A 17914-nucleotide genomic window follows, 5' to 3' on the forward strand; every position below is an offset into this window, starting at 1 on the left:
TGCATTATTGATGGAAAGCTTTTCCATATCCTTACTGTAAAAAGTTTAAGTTATGACGATACCCAAATTTCTTTTAGGCGATAATTCAGAATTTCAAGACGCTATTTTTGTAATTCATACTGCATTCCCGCGATTCATTATTGATCTGACTAAGGATGAGATTGAGTGGTTAGAAGAATTCGATAGTCAGGACAAAGACGAACTCGCTACAGAAACAGAAAACGCCATAAAAGAAGCTACAGCCTGGTATGATGCCGAGATTGCAAAATACGATGAAGACTAAGCTCATATGGAGACATTAATAGGCTACGATCAGGAACTTTTTCTTTTCCTTAACGGCTTAGGTAATACTACTTGGGATCCTATCTGGTTATTCATTACAAATAAACTAAGTTCGATTCCGCTATATGCTGTATTATTATTTTTAATGTTTAAAAAGTATGGGGCAAAAGGAACATTACTTACCGTATTAGTTGTAGCGGTACTTATTACTGCGACAGACCAGATTTCTTATCTCTTCAAGCATAGTGTTATGCGACCTCGACCCTGTCAAGAAGAAGCTTTTAAGGCCTCAATGCGTTTTATAGCAGAGCGATGTGGTCGTTATGGTTATTTCTCTGGTCACGCAACGAGTAGTATGGCGATAGCAGTTTTTGCTGGGCTCACGCTACAATCACGCTATCGTTTTCTTGTATTCGGGCTTCTTTTTTGGGCGGCAGTTATAGGTTATAGCAGGATTTACCTTGGAGTCCATTACCCTGGTGATGTGCTTTCTGGAATGATAGTAGGAAGTATTTTAGGTTTTAGTGCATATAAATTACAGCAATATGTACTCAAGAAATATAAGCTTTCGGTTACTCATTGAATCTTTAATAAATCGCTGGCAGCTTGAAAAGGAGAAAGTTTTCCTTGCGCTACTTTTTCTAAAATTTCAGGAAGTTCTCTTTTTACAGAATCATTATTATAGAAATCATCCTTAAGTTGATTTTCAATAGTCTGCAATAGCCAAAATTTATTTTGCCCTGCTCGTTTTTCGGTGAAGTGACCAGACTTTTTAGTTTGTCGAAAGTAGGATTCAATTAATTGCCACGTTTCTTTTACGCCAGTTTCTTTCAGGGCGCTACAAGTAATGACCTTAGGTTGCCAGTTGCTTGACTTAGGAGGATATAAGTGTAACGCTTTCGCGAAAGCGGTCTTAGCAACCCCAGCAGCTTTCACATTCTCGCCATCAGCCTTATTGATTACTATTGCATCTGCCATCTCGATAATTCCTCTTTTTATGCCTTGAAGTTCGTCGCCAGCCCCTGCCAATTTAAGTAGTAAAAAGAAATCTACCATAGAGTGAACAATGGTCTCGCTCTGGCCTACACCCACGGTTTCTATGAGAATTGTGTCAAAACCAGCGGCCTCACAGAGAATAATAGCTTCCCGGGTTTTACGAGCGACACCACCCAATGAATCTCCACTCGCCGAGGGTCTTATGAAAGCATTTGTATCTTGAGAAAGTCGAGACATCCTCGTTTTATCACCTAGAATGCTCCCACGAGAAACTGAACTTGACGGGTCTACGGCGAGAACAGCCACTTTGTGGTTTTTATTTGTGAGATATGACCCTAAAGCTTCTATAAAGGTGCTTTTACCAACCCCAGGGACTCCAGTAATCCCTATACGCATAGAATTGCCTGCGTGTGGAAGGCATAATTTTATGAGTTCTTGTGCGTTTTGTTGGTCTACAAAAGTGGTGCTTTCTACGAGCGTGATGGCTCTAGAAAGACTAGTGTGACTACCTTGACGTAGTTTGTGAAAAAGTGAAATCGCATCAACTTGACCTTTTCTCGTTTTACGAGATTGAAAAGAAGGATTGATGCCCTTAGAAGTGGTATTTTCGTTTTGCTTATCGCTCAAGTTATAATTGCTAGAGCACTAAAATAACCTTTATCGCTCAAATATAGAGAATAGGAATAACCTATTAGTCACTCCCCATATTATCAGAAGGGTTAGAATTCTCTAATATTTGAGTTTGAGAAACCGTGGCTTCTTTTTGAATTTTGAGTCGCAATGTTTCCAGATCTATGTGCGATTGCTTGATCTGAAACTCCATAGGTACCATAATCTCTAAGATATGTGTAGGTAGCCAGCCATCATTCAGAATAATAGCAATTAACTCTAAGACTACATTATCTTGTTTTATACATTCCTCAATTAAGTGATCTGCCTGAGGATTTACAAGAGCCGCTTTTACCTCGTGCCAGTCTCTATTTGGGAATCCCTTAATGACATCTAGGCGGTCTACCTCCTGTTCCTCTTGATCTAGCGCTGTAATGATATGGTTGCAAAATCTATTGCGGTTCACACTTTGATTCCCTAAAAAGCGTTTCCACTCTGTTTTTTGAATATCCTCAGCCGCGTTATAATACCGACGCTCTGCCCAAAAGCACTCATCTAGTAAGTCATTGAGTTTTTCATAGGAGAGTTCGAGATGTTTCATATAATGATGTTAGGTATGGTCAATGCTAAAATAGTGTAGTAATCTATGAATGATAGCAAAGGAATTGTTAATAGTTTAATTTTTAGAGACAAACAGATTTAAGTCAAAACTTCAATCTCAGTTTTTTAAAAAAAGATTTAGAACTTTTCTTATTTGGATCCTCTTTGAGATTTTTTCTTACTTTTTTTAAGTCTTTCCGTGATTGTTTTAATTGGAATTCGGCAGCCACTAAGGTGCTTAAAAATGGAGTAGGTAGCCATCCATCATCTATTAAAGCAGTCATTTGTTTGAGCACAACCTTATCCTGTTTGAGGCAAAACTTTAAAATAGATCTCTCATAATTATCACTCTTTAATATCTCGGCCCACTCTTGATCTGTATATGTGTCTGGAATGTCAAAAGGCTCATAGGTCTTCTTGGATTTTTGCAAAATAGCAATGAGATGTATTGCTGTTTCTTCATGTCTCTGTAAAATCCTTTTAAGTAATTTACAATAGGGCTTTCCGGATAGCTTCTCGTTAGCTAGTCCGTACCTGAGCTTAGCCCAGTAGAGCTCGTCTAGCAGGTCGCTTAGTTTTTCATATGCTAAATCAAGGTGTCTCATAGTATTTACTGGCGTAAATTTAGTATACCTTAAAATGATGATCTCACAACAGCTTGTTAATAGTTCTAGGATTTCCTACACTAATTAGAAAAAATTAAAAATTTCTGCAACATTCGTTTTTTACCTTCGTATTTAAGTAGAACAGCAACCAAACCAATCAAAAATTTTGCTAACCACAGACATTATAGAACAATGTAAACGCAATGACCGAAAGGCACAGCTGCAGCTATACAACAAATACTGCGACGGCATGTATTATGTGGCCTTTCGATTTTTGAAAGATGCTTATGAAGCAGAAGAGGCGATGCACGAGGGCTTTATAAATGCTTTTTCGAAGTTGCACCAGTTTACGGGAGAAGTCACTTTTGGGGCTTGGCTCAAACGTATCGTAATTAATAAAAGCCTCGATATGATTAAAGCAAAGCGTGCCACTATCATCCCACTTAACGAAGAAGTTATGGGTAAGGTAGATGACGATCCTCAGGATTGGAGCATAGACGATAATGTGACTGTGGAGCACATTAAGAAAACCATCGCTGCACTACCAGAAAAGTACGAATATCCCTTAATGCTGTTCTTAATCGAGGGATACGACCATCAGGAAATTGCAGAAATATTGAATATTACAGAAGTAGCTTCTAGAACCTTGGTGCACCGGGGAAAAAAGAAACTACAACAACAATTAAAAGTAAATAATTATGGCACAGGATATTAGAGAGCTACTCAAGAAGGAAGGCCAGAAGTCTGATGTAAAGTTGCGTGAGGGGCACGCGGCAAGATTTACTGCTAGACTAGAAAAGGAGCTTCCAGTATCTGCCCAAGAGACAGATTCTTCGGCAAAAGGAGGGATATATCTCTGGATGAAAATTGCTGCGGTATTTGTAATTGCAGGTGGTGTGGTGTGGATGGTGTGGAATTCCGCTTTCGCGAAAGCGGACTCAGAAACACAATTTGTAGAAACCAAAACAGAACAACCTGCTGCCGAAAAAGAAGTATTACTCAGTAATATCTCACCAGATTTTAAGCTCATTGAGCAAAAGTATCTTGCAAGTGTAAACAGCGAGTTGTCACGTCTGGAAATTACAGATGATAACAAGGAACTGGTAGATGCCTTCCTGAAACAACTCGCATCCCTGGATAAGGAATACAAGCGACTCAACCTAGAAATTACAGAAAGCGGTGTGAGTGAGGAAATGGTAAACGCGTTAATCGAAAACTTGCAATTGCGAGTAGCATTAATGATCAAGTTAAAAGCAAAATTAAAAGAACTAAAGGCAGAAGCTGACCAAGCAAACGCCGTCCAAACAGTCTAAAAAAATGAAAACAATATTTTATAAAGGATTATTTCTCATCGCATTATTTGTGATCTCAGGAAATGCCGTGGCACAAGCCAAAAAGGAAAAACTAAACGAACGTTTTAATGTAAATAGCGATGTCGAAATTGATGTAGATACCCGATATGCAGACGTAATTTTTGAGACTTGGAACAAGAACGAAGTTTCAGTAGAGGCTTACATCGAAGGAGAAGGAGCGGCAGATGCGGTACGAGAATGGGATCTTAATGTCTCGGGTAACAGCAATAATGTGCGTATCTCAAGTCGTAATGGTTTTAAGGATGCAAAAGTCTATGATCTAGACGAATTAGATAATCTCGAAATTGACTTAGGAGGTATCATAGGACAATCACTAAGCATCGTTGAGCCCGTAATGGAAGGCCTTGTAGGTCCTTTTTTAGAAAGTTTTACGGGAGCAAAATTGCCTAAGGAATATTATGAAGAAATGGGCAAAGTAAAATTTGACCACGAGGCATACAGAAAAGAGGGTAAAGCTTATATCAAGCGATGGGAAAAGGAAATGGATAAGAGTTTTGGGCCAGATTTTGACAAAGCAATGGAGAAGTGGGAAAAGGAGATAGATGAAAATTCCGAACAATGGGCACTTAACTTAGAGGGTATTTCTGGAATTCCGAGATGGCCTTTTAAAAGTGGAGGTTCTATGACCTTTGATAGTGATAAATATGAAAAGGATAAGAAAGGTTATGTTGCGATGCTCAATAAAAAGTATGGCACAAAAGTTACGGTACGCGAGGTTGACAACTGGTTAGATAAGATGGAGGACTGGGGAGAAAAATTTGGTGAGGATATGGAAGAGTGGGGTGAAGAATTCGGAAAGTCTATGGAGAAGTGGGGAGAAGCTTTTGGAGAAAATTTTGGAAAATCTATGGAGAAATGGGGAGAAAGCTTCGGAAAAGACATGGAAGAATGGGGTGAAAACTTTGGTAAGAAAATGGAAAAATGGGCAGAAGAGCACGAAGCCGATTGGGAAACTAGAGAAAACATAGATGAAAATGGTAATAAAAGTAAGGGTTTTAGTTTCTCTTATGATACGGACAATGACCGTAAAAGCACACGTAATGTAAAGCGGATTATCAAAATAAAGATGCCTAAAAAAGCAGAACTTGATCTTAATGTGCGCTATGGTAAAGTAAAAATGGCAGAGGTTTACAATGCTAAAGCAAACGTATCTCACGGCAATTTTACTGCGCTTACCTTAAGCGGTAATAAAACTGATATTGACGTTTCCTATAGCCCAATTGCCATAGGTAACTGGAATGGAGGATCCCTTAAAGCAAGTCACGTAAAAGATTGCAATATCGCCACTGCTGGCGATATTGCACTTACCTCCAACTCGAGCGATGTAAATATTACAAGACTTACAGGTTCTGGAATGATTTCTGGGTCTTTTGGAAAATTATCTATTCCCAATGTGAGTGATGATTTTGGCTCGCTTACAATCATTCTGGAGAATAGTGATCTCGCATTAAAATTGCCACAGACTGCATTTAATTTTAGCTACAGTGGAGAGCATAATGATTTTTTATTACCGAGTCAGTTGGAAACTAAATCTATAAAAAATGGTTCAACTGAAATGGTAAACGGATTTCATAAATCTAGAAGTACTGGAAATGTAATTACTATTACTGCAAAGTATAGTGATGTGGTATTGCAATAAAAGTTCATTTTGCAAAGTTAAGTTTTAGTGCTGTATTGGTATGTTACAAGCAATCCTATCCTCATTTTATGAGATAGGAATTTTATGTTTTAAGGATATTCTTGTTTGAGCTAGTGTCCTACGGGATCAATCTAGTTTAAAGATAGGTGTGGTAAATAAGAAAACCCCGTATACAAGACGTTTACGGGGTTTTTTTTGGTACCCGGAATGGGACTTGAACCCACACGCAACTAGTGCACACGGCCCTCAACCGTGCCTGTCTACCAATTTCAGCACCCGGGTAGAAAAAAAAATCAAAAAGTAAAAAGTCGCACATAATGCGCGACTTTTAGTGACCTGGCCGGGGCTCGAACCCGGGACCCTCTCCTTAAAAGGGAGATGCTCTGCCAACTGAGCTACCAGGTCATTGCCTGAATGCGGGTGCAAATATACGAGCATTAAATGTTTTATGCCAAGCCTTTTTTGAAAAAAAAATAATCTTTTTCTTGAGCGTAAGGAATACCTTTGTTTTCAGTAATTTATATATGATGGATATTTATTTAATTGGGTACATGGGGTCTGGTAAATCGACAATAGGTCGTTTGCTTGCAGATAAAATGGATCGTTCGTTTGTAGACTTTGATGATTTCATTGAAGAAAATGAAGGGATGTCTATTCCTAAACTATTCAAAACTAAAGGCGAGATATACTTCAGAAAAATAGAAATGAAGTATTTAGAAGAACTTCTATTAGAAAAAGAAGGAGGTCGTGTAATTGCTTTAGGAGGTGGAACACCTTGCTACGGAAACAATATGGACCGATTACAAAGGGCAAAGGTAAAAACAATATATCTCAACGTTTCCTATAAAGCTCTTGCACGTCGACTCTGGGATAATAATAACAATAGACCCCTAGTCGCCACGATAGACACTTACGAAGCTTTGGAGGATTATGTGAGAAAACACCTTTTTGAACGTAGTTATTTTTATAATCAGGCAGAAATCATACTGAAGATTGGGAGTGAGTCTGAAGAAGAAACTATAAATAAAATTATCAGTATTTTATTCTAAAATTGCCATATCATTACCTTTCCTGAACGTCACTCTCACAGACTCGTGAAGGGATGTGCTAAGAGAGATGCCTTTAAAATCAGCTTTTACAGGAAACTTCTTGTGATTTCTATTGATTAGGACAGCAGTTTTAAATTGTTTGAGCGGTACTTCTAAAAAATGTTTAACACCATATATTAAAGTCGTACCCGAATTTAAGACGTCATCTATAAGGATTACAGACTTGTTTTGATACTCCGAGGAATTAAGACTTGTAGATACGGTTCCCAGAGGTTCTTTCTTATCCATACTTACTTTACAAAGGACAGTTGTAAAAGGAGCAATTTCTGATAACATATGAGAGAGGCGTTGAGCAAACTTATATCCATTATCTGCAATTCCAGCTAGAATTACTTCATCTTCAGAAACATTACTTTCATAAATTTGATAAGCTATGCGCCTTGTCTTGTGCTCAATTGCCTTATTGTCGAGTATTTTTTCAAGTTTGACTTTCATTTCCTTCTAATTTTTAAACTATTCCTCATCATCTATAAAAAAACTATCTTGAGAGTAAACATCATCTATGTCACGGCGGTCCTTTTTTGTGGGTCTGCCCGTACCTCTCTTTCGATAATAGTCCTTTGAATATTTGAGTAAATCTAGTTTTTCTAAATTCTCTTTTGGGGTAACATCTTTCCTATAAATATCTACAAGCTTCGCGCCCAGTCTACTTTCTGGTAAATCCAGCACAATGATCTCGTAATCTACTTGATTTTTACGCACAGTAATTTTATCTTGTTGAAAGACATCTCTAGAAGGTTTGACTACATCTCCATTTACACGAATTTGACCTTTTTTTACGGCTGTAGTCGCAACTGTTCTTGTCTTAAAATAACGAATACACCACAAATATTTATCAACTCTCATATAAAATAACTTAAAAGTGCGTTAATCTGTATATACAACGTCGCAAAAATACATCAAAATTGTATCTTGCGCGCTCTAAACTATAATGATGAAAATTAGATTTGCACTAAGCCTACTATTGCTTACTATACTTTGTTTTTCTTGTCGAAATGACGATGACGATGACGGTATTGTTTCTGTCCCACCGCGTGATCGTGGAGAACAAGCTGCTACTGACGATGCAAGAATAAGAATGTTTCTAGAAACATATTTTTATAACTATGAGGAATTCGAAAACCCGCCAGCAGGATTTGATTTCCAAATACGATTTGAGAAAATTGAAGGTGATAATTCGGATAAGATTCCTATGATTGATCAAGTTACATCAAAGACCATCAATCGTTTTGATACAGACCAAACACTTTATATCCTTACGGCAAGAGAAGGACAAACTGTGGGTACCGAAGGCGAAACACTACATGTTCCCACAATCGCAGACTCTGTTTTTATAAAATATAGAGGTTCTAATTTAGGTCGTTTTGCCGATGGTGACGAGGATGGAATTAAGGACTACGCAGATGCAGACGCTGATGAAAATAGTAGCGCACAAGATTCTGATGGGGATGGTATAATAGATGCAGAAGATGCGGATAATGATAATGATCAAGTAACAGATGATGGTGTTCAAGATGAGAATGGAGATGGTGTTATAGACAGACAAGTTACGATCTTTGATAGCGCACCCCAACCTACTTGGTTTGATTTAACTCAAGGTATTGAAGGGTTTACAAACGGAATTGCGGGGTCTAAGTCAACAAGTGGTTTTTCCATAAGTTCAGATGGGACTCCATCTTTTGATAATAATTTTGAAATAGGTGCTATATTTATTCCTAGCGGTCTCGCTTACTTCAATGCACCACCAAATTCTAATATTCCACTATATTCACCCCTTATTTTTACTTTTGATCACTTTTTTTCAATCGAAACAGACCATGATCAAGATGGAATTATTTCCATAGATGAAGATATAAATAACAACGGCTTCCTTTTTGACGATGACGAAGATGCAGATAATACAGATGGAGATCTAGCATTTAATTTTAGAGATTCAGATGATGATAATGATAACGTTATCACGAGGTTGGAAGTTAATTTTGTAGTGCGTATTGTGGATGGAGAGGAAGTAGAAGTATTTGATTCTTACAAGGATACAGATGGCGATGGAACGCCAGATCATCTGGATACGGACGACGATGGTGACGGTCGCCCTACGGCAAGTGAGCTTAGAACAAATTCCAATACAGGAGCCATCATTTACTTTGATTCGGACGGTGATGGGATTCCGGATTATCTGGATGCAGATAGTTGATTCTTATGCTTTCGCGAAAGCGTAAAAAATAAAAAAAGGGCTCTTCATTTGAAGAGCCCTTTTTAATTGAATAATAATCAAAACTTAATTGCCAAATTTATAAGATAAACTGATGATCCATTGTTTTGGTCTAGTATCGATTCTAAAACCTGCATCTTGTACTTCTGTACTTGACACAACTTCATTCTCTTGGAAAGCCCCCTCATATCTTAGATCAATTTCTAGTTTACCTAAATCTAGGCCTGCGCCTATCTGATAACCCACGGTAACATCATTTTCTGGATCTTCGAGATCAAAGGAATCAGTATTTGCTTCAAATTCATCATCAAGTATGTATTGTAGGGACGGACCTGCTTTTATATTAAGAGGCCCTAAAATATGAATACCAACTAGAACGGGAAGATCAATCTTACGGATGTCATATCGTGCGTCGAGATCGTTGTCTTCAAAACCTGAGTTTAATTTAGTGTAAACAAGTTCTGGCTGAAGAAAAATACCGGAAAATTCGATCTTTCCAAATATTCCAAAATGATACCCGGCCTTGTTTTCGCTATCTATTTTACCATCTCCAAAAATAGAAAAAGTCGTTAAGTCTCCCGTGGCCCCATAATTAAGACCTCCTTTAATACCAAAGGATGAATTCTGTCCGAAAGCCGTGATGCCTGATAAGAGCATTACGGTCACAATGAAAATTTTCATAATTGTTTGTTTTTTAATACTAGGCTCCATTACCTAATACTTGATTAATGACAAATAAAAAGGCAGAATGTTTCAATATTCTGCCTTATGTTTCTAAAAAACGTATGTTAGGGTGTCTTTATTTCCTTTTTACAACTTTTTGTGCTGCTTTTACAATAGCATCAGCATTAAGTCCGTATTTTTCCATAAGCTGGGCAGGAGTTCCACTTTCTCCAAAGGTATCTTGTGTTGCCACAAATTCTTGTGGCGTAGGATGTTCTAGTGATAGTTCACGAGCCACGCTTTCTCCTAGACCACCTAAATAGTTATGCTCTTCGGCAGTGACAATACAACCTGTTTTCTTAACAGATTTGAGAATGGCTTCTTTGTCAAGAGGTTTTATAGTGTGAATGTCAATAACATCTGCACTGATGCCTTTTTCATTTAAAGTTTTAGCCGCTTCTAGCGCTTCCCAGACTAAATGTCCTGTAGCTACGATAGTGACGTCATTTCCTTCTTGCAATTGTACTGCTTTTCCTATTTCAAATTTCTGATCTGCTGGTGTGAAGTTGGGCACAACTGGACGTCCAAAACGCAAGTAAACTGGCCCTTTATGGTCTGCAATGGCAATAGTGGCAGCCTTCGTTTGATTATAATCACAAGTATTAATTACGGTCATTCCTGGCAACATCTTCATTAACCCGATATCTTCAAGAATCTGGTGCGTTGCCCCATCTTCACCTAGAGTGAGTCCAGCGTGTGAGGCACAGATCTTCACATTCTTGCCCGAGTAGGCAATAGATTGTCTTATTTGATCATAAACACGACCTGTAGAAAAATTTGCAAAGGTTCCTGTGAAGGGTATTTTTCCTCCAATTGTAAGACCTGCCGCGATGCCCATCATATTTGCTTCGGCGATACCTATTTGGAAGAATCGTTCTGGATTTTCATCGATGAACTGTTGCATTTTTAGTGAGCCTATAAGATCTGCACAAAGCGCAACAACATGTTCATTTGTTCTACCTAATTCCGTCAGTCCTGCCCCGAAACCCGAGCGTGTATCTTTACTTCCTGTATTTTCGTATGTTTTCATAACTTTTCTCCTAAATAGTAATCGTAGTGTATTGTTTTTTTCTCCTCGTTTATTCTGATGGCAGAAAGTAATTGATTTCCATTTTGTTCTACCTTTATAATAAGCCCTTTAGGTAGATCTTTAGTCAGAGGTTTATTTAATTTCTTTCCGGCGACCATCTCTACAATGTATTGAAATATTGCTGTGGAGTTTATATCCTTAGAATCATCTATTGTCATTAACATAGAGCTACCTGGATTATTGGAGGGATAAATTTCATAAATAGGGTATTCGCTGCCCATAACCACATTCGTCTGTCCGGTAGAAATTACTTTGAGTGCTATATCGTCCATCTTTGCTAGATTATCTTGCTTCAAGAATTGTCCAGCATTTAATTTCATCATCATGGCAGTGTCATCATTTTCTAATCCTACAATTAAATCTCCAGTTTCTAACTCAAATACAATATTTGAAGTTAATGAATTTTCCACCTTAGGATTATTTGAGAGAAAGCCCTGCCCTAAGCTTTTGGCAATAAAATCAGAATTACTCCAGAGATATTTGCCTTCTTTATGAAATGCAACTTTTACGGTATCTGTGGTTTGCTTTTCTCGGTTTGGAATTTCATAATCCACCACGTAATCAAAAGAATACATATTATTTTGACTATGGGTAACAAGCGAGAACAGAAATAAAGCTACTAAAGTAATTTTCTTCATATCAATCTTAAATATTAGTACGTTACTTAAATTTTTTGTGATATTTACGCTTTCGCGAAAGCGTAAACCTTTTAGTAGTCTCCTAAAGTTTCTGGGTTTTGAGATAAGCCATCTGCTAGTTGCTCATCGTTAGGCGCTTTCCCGTGCCAGGCGTGGGTGTGCATCATAAAATCTACACCATTTCCCATCACGGTGTGAAGGAGGATACAAACAGGTTTTCCATTACCAGAAAGTGATTTTGCCTTTTTCAGTCCATTGATAATAGCCGAAAGGTTATTGCCATCTTCTATATCCAATACCGTCCAGCCAAAGGCTTCAAACTTTGCACGTACATTTCCTAAATCCAAAACCTTATCTGTACTTCCGTCTATCTGCTGTCCATTAAGATCTACTGTGGCTATAAGATTATCTACTTGGTTTGCAGCAGCATACATAATTGCCTCCCAGTTCTGACCCTCTTGAAGTTCACCGTCACCCATCAGAGCAAAAACCGTGTGCTTATCTTTATTAAGCTTTTTTGCCTGTGCGGCACCTATGGCAACACTAAGCCCTTGACCTAGAGAGCCAGAAGCGATTCGTATTCCTGGTAAACCTTCATGCGTAGTAGGGTGTCCCTGAAGTCTTGAGTTGAGCAGTCTAAATGTATTGAGCTCTTCTACTGGGAAGTATCCAGAACGAGCTAAAACACTATAAAAAACGGGAGATATGTGACCGTTAGAAAGAAAGAAAAGGTCTTCTTCAATACCGTCCATATCAAATCCATCTCTACGCTCCATAACTTCCTGATATAGGGCGACAAAAAACTCTGCGCATCCTAATGAACCCCCAGGGTGTCCTGAATTTACTTTATGTACTTGGCGCAAGATGTCCCTGCGTACTTGTGTGACAAATGCCTCTAGTTGCTGTATGTCTGCCATTGTTTTATATTTTAAGATAAAAATACTGTTTTGATTGCCTTTAAACAATGAACCCCGAATTAGATTTCGGGGTTCAGTATACTTTTATGGAATTGATATATTATTCTATCCTATCCATATTATCTGATAATGTTGCAATAAACTTTGTGATGGGACCTTTAATCATCATACGCATCATTGCATTAAATGTACCTTCAAAGAGTAGTTGCACCTCAGTTTCATCTTCATCTATCTCATTGATATCTGCAGTTAGGGTAAACGCAAGTTTATCACTTGCTGCTCCCAATACTACTTCTGAGTAAGGAGTTCCTTCCTTGAGATCTAGAACGATTTCTGGCATACCTTTAAGTGCAAATAGAAAACGCTCGTCGCTTATCTTTTCAAACTTAGTATCCTCTGGCATTAATTTTTCAAAATTACCGATATCCATTAGGAAGTTGTAAACCTTTTCTGGAGATGCGTTAACTGTTTTTATTGGACTTTCTAAATTCATTGAGTTGGTGTTAAAAGGTTTATTGCCCCCAGTTTGCTGGGTCACTACGCCACGATTGTAGAGCTTCTTGTTCTTGAGTTGTAATATAATTAGTATCTGCCGCTTGTTCTAACAAGTGCGAATAATCGCTAAGTGTATGTAGTTGTATAGCCGCTTTTTCAAAATTCTCTGAAGCTGTCTCAAAACCGTACGTAAATATAGCCAGCATCCCCTTTACATGCGCTCCTTCGGCTTTTAGCGCTTCAACCGCCATAAGACTACTTTTTCCTGTACTTATGAGATCCTCTATGACTACAACAGAACTTCCAGGTTCTAAGTGACCTTCGATTTGATTTTTACGTCCGTGCTTTTTTGGCTCTGGGCGTACGTAGGCAAAGGGTAAGTTTAGATAATCTGCTACTAGCATCCCAATTCCTATAGCTCCAGTTGCTACTCCTACAATGGCGTCTGGTTTCCCGTACACGCGTTCTATCTGCTTTGCCATCTCTTGATGCAGGAAATTTCTAATTGCTGGATAAGAGAGTGTGATGCGGTTATCGCAATAAATAGGAGATTTCCATCCCGATGCCCAAGTAAAAGGTGCTTGTGGTTGTAATTTTATTGCGTTAATTTGCAGTAAAAGTTCGGCAGTTTTTTTTGCCGTTTCTTTGTCTAAAATCATACTGCAAATGTATAAAGTTTTTGTGAATGATATTCCTATTATACTCACAACCGAAAAGGATATAGGAAAGAAATATAAATCGATTCCTATTAAATCGGTTAAGCTCAAGAAGTTGATAAAAAAAATATATGACGGAGAGCAACTCTACATTAATCTTTATCATCGTAATGAGGAGAAATTATTGGCACACCTCAAAAAGAAAATGAAACTAGTCGTAGCTGGAGGGGGGCTTGTTTATAATGACAATAAAGAAATATTATTCATTCACCGTAATGGACGTTGGGATTTGCCTAAAGGTAAAATAGAAAAGGGAGAAGATATAGAAGAATGCGCCCTGCGAGAAGTCCAAGAAGAAACTGGTGTTGAAGGTTTAAAAATCACAAAACCGCTAGAAATCACCTATCACGTTTTTAAGCGCAATGGAAAATTTCGTCTTAAGGAAACATTTTGGTATGAGATGCATACTAGCTCGACTAATGAACTTTTACCCCAAAAGAAGGAAGGCATAAAAAAAGCAAAATGGCTTAATTTCCAAAAATCACAAAAAGCTTTAAACAAATCCTACGAAAACATAAAACTACTATTCCCTAAAGTATACTTAACGAAGCATCCTAACGATAGGGTAGCGTAGATGTGCCTTCTCGTAATAAGGGGATTGCTTGTGAATCCAGTCTAATTGTGCGTACCAATTTTGAGCAAACTGAGAGTCTTCTTCTTTTTTTGCTTCAAATTCAGCTTTTATCTCAGGGTTGTTGTTCAAAAACTCTAAGGCTTTGTTTTCCCAAACATAAGGAGAGAAACCTTCTTTTTGTTGTAAGATGGTATCAAAATAATTCCAGTTAAAGAAACTGTCCACCGCTTCTGGCTCTAGCGTTTCTAGCAGGTACCGCAATCCTTGCTTGTTGTCTTCTAACGATACTACGTAACCTCCTTTTTTTATGGTTACCTCCTCATTACTTTTTCTAACCTCAGTATTATAATGGGCATAATGTCCTTCGTAGGGACTTCGGCGGGTATCGTAACTTGCTATGTGGTACACTTCGGCAGTAAATGTGGTGTCCTGTTTCAGTTGGTCAAAACGGATGTCATTTTCCTTTAAAATCAGCGCAATATCTCTGTATCCTCGCGGGATGAAATAGGCCTTTGGAATGGTGACTTCTTTCGTTGGTTTAAAGTAGTCGTAGTAGGTGACATTTTTAGTAAACGGCTTATCGGTGTCATACTTTAGGCGTTGCATTCCTGTCACTTCACTAAGTTGCATTGCGCCTTCATACCCCAAAAATTCTAAAGTTGAAATGCGGGTGCTGTCTATGGCATATTGGATAGGGTAGGTTTCCGCTTTCGCGAAAGCGTTAAAAGCATCCTCCCTTAAATTCTTAATCCTAGAGCCTTCTTTTTCGGTGATTTCTATGACGCTTTTCATCAGTTCGTAAGTGCCCTCTACCCGAGGTTTGTAGGGTTTGAGCATATGGGTTTCTACCATTAGGCCCAGCGTGTTCCACAGCGACGTGTAGCCGGTGGAATATCTGGGTGAATCCATAAACTGTGAGAATCCTTGCTCCGGCGTACTGTTGAAGACATTTACGTAGGGTGTGATTTCCCAGTCTTTGGCCTTCAAACTGGCCTCAACTTGTGGGCGAAAATCTTGGTTTAGATATTCACCTAGAGCGCCTCCCAATTTATTGTGTTGTGTAAAAAGGTGAGTGAGTACATACTGGTAATCCGCGCCGTTGCTCACGTGGTTATCTATGAAAACGTCTGGAGTGACGAGGTGAAAAACTTCGGCAAAGGCTTGAGCGTTTTTCGTATCTCTCTTGATGAAATCACGGTTTAGGTCATAGTTGCGAGCGTTACCACGAAAACCGTATTCCTCGGGTCCGTTTTGATTTGTTCTTGTTGTACTGTTTCTGTTAAGTGCCCCACCTATATTATATACTGCAATGGCACCTATCCAAGTATTCTCAGGAGTTGCGATAGTTCCATTTGCGAGGTCGCGCATAAGCATCATCGTGGCATCTATACCGTCTGACTCACCGGGGTGGATTCCATTATTGATTAAAATACGGCGTACATCCATATCTTCTGCAAACTCGCTGTCAAAAGAGCGATTGGGATTAAAAGTGACTAACGTTAATGGTTGCCCGATGTCCGTAGTTCCTACTTCATAGGTTTTTATGGAAGGATAGGCATTATCCAGATCTTTGTAAAAGGAAATTACTTCGTCATACGTGGGCGTTTTAGTACCCTCACTTTTTTCAAAAGTGGTTGTAAAATCGATATCAGAGGGAGCGGTGCTATTTTGATTACAACCTAGTGCAAGTATGCAAATGGCTATGTAAAGAATGTTTTTCATAAAATTGAGATAGAGTTGTGAAGATACAAAGAGACTGGAAATCTGAAAGCATGAGATGTTTTAAGCGCTGTCTTAAAAGAAAGGTTTGTACTGCATTGCTCTAAAATCGATGGTCGTAAACGAGGGATCCTTTGCCTTAAGATCTTTGTAAAGCGCAATGCTCCCCACAGCACGATTTGCCGCTCCAGATGGAGCGGTGAGAGAAACCGTATTAATCGTCCGCCCTTTCCACTCAAAAGAATATTGTCTGGGTACTTCGTTTGATAAGGTTTTTAGTTTTATGCCGAGTGGTTTGATATGTTTTCTAAAAAAATATTCTGGTCCATTTTTACTATTGCCACCTGTAAAAAGCAATGTATCTATCTGAGTGTGTTTCTCGAGATATCCTAAAAGATTACGCAGCTCCACCGCTTGCATCCCGATGTCTGAGGCATCTATTTTATCTCTCCGTGATGAGGCAACAATATCGCACACACCAATTCCCCTCGATTTTAAAAAATCCTTACGTTGATCTATTGCTTTGCGAGTATCCTCAAAATCTAATTGCAGGTCAAATAGCTGATTGAGTATAGGCCACAATTGCCCATCAATACTCCCATAGCAGAAGTTTACATCACCCTTTTTTAATTCTCCCGTTGTAAATCTCGGTGGAGGCAATGTACCTACAATAAGCTTTGTTGCTTTCTCAAGATTAAAAGGTGGATAAGGATGGATATGATGGAAAAAGCTCAATATTTATCGTATAAAAACTAGTTCATTCTTATCAAGATTAGAGTGCTCCTCACTAAATCCGTAGTCTTCATAATTGAAGCCTTTAAGGTCTTCAATGGTTTTCACATCTTTATCTATAATGTACCGCACCATTAATCCTCTAGCTTTCTTTGCAAAGAAGGATATAATTTTGAGTTTTCCGTTTTTAAAATCTTTAAAGACAGGAGTGATAACTGGGACTTTAAGTTTTTTAGGCTGTAGCACCTTAAAATACTCGTTGCTCGCAAGATTAATAAAAAGCTCGCCTTCCTCCATTTCTTTATTTAACGCTTCTGTAAGTGTATCCCCCCAGAATTCATATAGATTCTCATTACGTTGGATTTTAAGTTTGGTCCCCATCTCTAGGCGATAGGCTTGCATTAAATCAAGAGGTCGTAAAATACCGTACAGACCTGAGAGAATACGCAATGAATCTTGTAGCTTATCCAGTTTCTCTGTTGGAATCGTGTATGCATCTAGTCCTGTGTACACATCTCCATCAAAGGTGTACATCGCTGGCCTCGCGTTGCTTTTTGTAAAAGGAACTTCGAAGTCGTTGTAGCGTTGGTAATTTAAATCTGCTAGCTTTTCAGAAATGGACATTAATTCACCTATTTCCTTTTTTGTTTTGCGAGAGAGATTTTTATTGAGTATTTCGGCTTGTTCTAAAAATTTGGGCTGGGTACCTCTAGCTGTAGGTAAATCTGACTCAAAGTTGAGCGACTTTGCTGGCGAAATGACAATCTTCATAACAGTTTTCTTTTTCTCAAAATTAAGAAATCTCAATCGGAAACATTGCCTGCGAGATTGTTTTTGGTTATGAATGGATGTAGGTAAGTGATGGCCTGTTCAATTTGTAAAATT

The 17914-nt window shown here is 38.4% G+C and carries 22 protein-coding genes and 2 tRNA genes; 8 read left to right on the top strand and 16 right to left on the bottom strand.

Annotated features, from left to right (window positions below):
- Positions 1 to 52 precede the first annotated feature (52 nt).
- Complete coding sequence (locus EAX61_RS07165) at positions 53 to 283, top strand: hypothetical protein (RefSeq protein WP_121916997.1); 231 nt, start codon at positions 53 to 55, stop codon at positions 281 to 283.
- Between the two features lie 6 nt (positions 284 to 289).
- On the top strand, positions 290 to 865 hold the full coding sequence (locus EAX61_RS07170) for a phosphatase PAP2 family protein (protein ID WP_121916998.1): 576 nt from the start codon (positions 290 to 292) through the stop codon (positions 863 to 865).
- Here EAX61_RS07170 and meaB read toward each other — a convergent pair.
- The 3 genes from meaB to EAX61_RS07185 form a co-directional block, all read right to left on the bottom strand.
- Positions 859 to 1905, bottom strand: a complete 1047-nt coding sequence (gene meaB, locus EAX61_RS07175) for a methylmalonyl Co-A mutase-associated GTPase MeaB (protein WP_121916999.1) — start codon at positions 1903 to 1905, stop codon at positions 859 to 861. The genes EAX61_RS07170 and meaB overlap by 7 nt on opposite strands.
- 64 nt (positions 1906 to 1969) lie before the next feature.
- Entirely contained in the window at positions 1970 to 2488 is a 519-nt protein-coding gene (locus tag EAX61_RS07180; protein WP_121917000.1) for a DUF2383 domain-containing protein, read from the bottom strand.
- Positions 2489 to 2591: 103 nt separating this feature from the next.
- Positions 2592 to 3092, bottom strand: coding sequence for a hypothetical protein (locus EAX61_RS07185; RefSeq protein WP_121917001.1), 501 nt, complete (start codon positions 3090 to 3092; stop codon positions 2592 to 2594).
- A gap of 166 nt (positions 3093 to 3258) precedes the next feature.
- Between EAX61_RS07185 and EAX61_RS07190 the strand changes: the two genes are divergently transcribed.
- The 3 genes from EAX61_RS07190 to EAX61_RS07200 are packed head-to-tail and all read left to right on the top strand — an operon-like array spanning position 3259 to position 6104.
- The gene (locus tag EAX61_RS07190) at positions 3259 to 3807 is read left to right on the top strand and encodes an RNA polymerase sigma factor (protein WP_121917002.1); all 549 of its coding nucleotides are present in this window, start codon (positions 3259 to 3261) and stop codon (positions 3805 to 3807) included.
- The gene (locus EAX61_RS07195) at positions 3791 to 4405 is read left to right on the top strand and encodes a hypothetical protein (protein WP_121917003.1); all 615 of its coding nucleotides are present in this window, start codon (positions 3791 to 3793) and stop codon (positions 4403 to 4405) included. The genes EAX61_RS07190 and EAX61_RS07195 overlap by 17 nt, the downstream gene beginning before the upstream one ends.
- A gap of 4 nt (positions 4406 to 4409) precedes the next feature.
- A complete protein-coding gene (locus tag EAX61_RS07200; RefSeq protein WP_121917004.1) occupies positions 4410 to 6104 on the top strand; it encodes a hypothetical protein in 1695 nt (564 codons plus the stop codon).
- Between the two features lie 196 nt (positions 6105 to 6300).
- Here the strand turns inward: EAX61_RS07200 and EAX61_RS07205 are convergent.
- Together EAX61_RS07205 and EAX61_RS07210 are read right to left on the bottom strand one after the other, a co-directional pair.
- Positions 6301 to 6386: transfer RNA gene (locus tag EAX61_RS07205), tRNA-Leu, on the bottom strand.
- 50 nt (positions 6387 to 6436) lie between these two features.
- Positions 6437 to 6509: transfer RNA gene (locus EAX61_RS07210), tRNA-Lys, on the bottom strand.
- 119 nt (positions 6510 to 6628) lie between these two features.
- On the opposite strand from EAX61_RS07210, the gene EAX61_RS07215 reads away from it, so the two are divergent.
- Entirely contained in the window at positions 6629 to 7153 is a 525-nt protein-coding gene (locus EAX61_RS07215) for a shikimate kinase (RefSeq protein WP_236642000.1), read from the top strand.
- Here EAX61_RS07215 and EAX61_RS07220 read toward each other — a convergent pair.
- Together EAX61_RS07220 and EAX61_RS07225 are read right to left on the bottom strand one after the other, a co-directional pair.
- Positions 7145 to 7648, bottom strand: a complete 504-nt coding sequence (locus EAX61_RS07220) for a phosphoribosyltransferase family protein (protein ID WP_121917005.1) — start codon at positions 7646 to 7648, stop codon at positions 7145 to 7147. The genes EAX61_RS07215 and EAX61_RS07220 overlap by 9 nt on opposite strands.
- A gap of 18 nt (positions 7649 to 7666) precedes the next feature.
- Positions 7667 to 8059 (bottom strand): RNA-binding S4 domain-containing protein, encoded by a 393-nt coding sequence (locus tag EAX61_RS07225; RefSeq protein WP_121917006.1) that lies wholly within the window; start codon positions 8057 to 8059, stop codon positions 7667 to 7669.
- An 85-nt stretch (positions 8060 to 8144) separates the two neighbouring features.
- On the opposite strand from EAX61_RS07225, the gene EAX61_RS07230 reads away from it, so the two are divergent.
- Positions 8145 to 9407, top strand: coding sequence for an FKBP-type peptidyl-prolyl cis-trans isomerase (locus tag EAX61_RS07230; RefSeq protein WP_147448350.1), 1263 nt, complete (start codon positions 8145 to 8147; stop codon positions 9405 to 9407).
- A gap of 84 nt (positions 9408 to 9491) precedes the next feature.
- On the opposite strand, the gene EAX61_RS07235 is transcribed toward EAX61_RS07230, so the two are convergent.
- From EAX61_RS07235 to pyrE, 6 genes are all read right to left on the bottom strand, one after another.
- On the bottom strand, positions 9492 to 10106 hold the full coding sequence (locus tag EAX61_RS07235; RefSeq protein WP_121917008.1) for a porin family protein: 615 nt from the start codon (positions 10104 to 10106) through the stop codon (positions 9492 to 9494).
- A gap of 118 nt (positions 10107 to 10224) precedes the next feature.
- Entirely contained in the window at positions 10225 to 11178 is a 954-nt protein-coding gene (locus EAX61_RS07240; RefSeq protein WP_121917009.1) for a transketolase family protein, read from the bottom strand.
- Entirely contained in the window at positions 11175 to 11876 is a 702-nt protein-coding gene (locus EAX61_RS07245) for a hypothetical protein (protein ID WP_147448351.1), read from the bottom strand. Before EAX61_RS07245 ends, EAX61_RS07240 begins: the two co-directional genes overlap by 4 nt.
- A 71-nt stretch (positions 11877 to 11947) precedes the next feature.
- Positions 11948 to 12793 (bottom strand): transketolase, encoded by an 846-nt coding sequence (locus EAX61_RS07250; RefSeq protein WP_121917011.1) that lies wholly within the window; start codon positions 12791 to 12793, stop codon positions 11948 to 11950.
- 100 nt (positions 12794 to 12893) lie between these two features.
- Positions 12894 to 13286 carry an SRPBCC family protein gene (locus EAX61_RS07255; RefSeq protein ID WP_121917012.1) on the bottom strand — a complete coding sequence of 131 codons (393 nt, stop codon included), beginning with the start codon at positions 13284 to 13286 and terminating at the stop codon, positions 12894 to 12896.
- Positions 13287 to 13305: 19 nt separating this feature from the next.
- The gene (pyrE, locus tag EAX61_RS07260; RefSeq protein WP_121917013.1) at positions 13306 to 13947 is read right to left on the bottom strand and encodes an orotate phosphoribosyltransferase; all 642 of its coding nucleotides are present in this window, start codon (positions 13945 to 13947) and stop codon (positions 13306 to 13308) included.
- Between the two features lie 7 nt (positions 13948 to 13954).
- Between pyrE and EAX61_RS07265 the strand changes: the two genes are divergently transcribed.
- Positions 13955 to 14578, top strand: a complete 624-nt coding sequence (locus EAX61_RS07265) for an NUDIX hydrolase (protein WP_121917014.1) — start codon at positions 13955 to 13957, stop codon at positions 14576 to 14578.
- Here the strand turns inward: EAX61_RS07265 and EAX61_RS07270 are convergent.
- From EAX61_RS07270 to yaaA, 3 genes are all read right to left on the bottom strand, one after another.
- On the bottom strand, positions 14546 to 16300 hold the full coding sequence (locus EAX61_RS07270; protein WP_121917015.1) for a M14 family metallopeptidase: 1755 nt from the start codon (positions 16298 to 16300) through the stop codon (positions 14546 to 14548). The two genes, EAX61_RS07265 and EAX61_RS07270, sit on opposite strands and share 33 nt — an antisense overlap.
- A 72-nt stretch (positions 16301 to 16372) precedes the next feature.
- Positions 16373 to 17032 carry a uracil-DNA glycosylase family protein gene (locus EAX61_RS07275; protein ID WP_121917016.1) on the bottom strand — a complete coding sequence of 220 codons (660 nt, stop codon included), beginning with the start codon at positions 17030 to 17032 and terminating at the stop codon, positions 16373 to 16375.
- Between the two features lie 3 nt (positions 17033 to 17035).
- Positions 17036 to 17800 carry a peroxide stress protein YaaA gene (gene yaaA, locus EAX61_RS07280; RefSeq protein WP_121917017.1) on the bottom strand — a complete coding sequence of 255 codons (765 nt, stop codon included), beginning with the start codon at positions 17798 to 17800 and terminating at the stop codon, positions 17036 to 17038.
- Positions 17801 to 17914 lie beyond the last annotated feature (114 nt).

This window comes from Dokdonia sinensis, from assembly GCF_003688895.1.
Classification (GTDB): Bacteria; Bacteroidota; Bacteroidia; order Flavobacteriales; family Flavobacteriaceae; genus Dokdonia; species Dokdonia sinensis.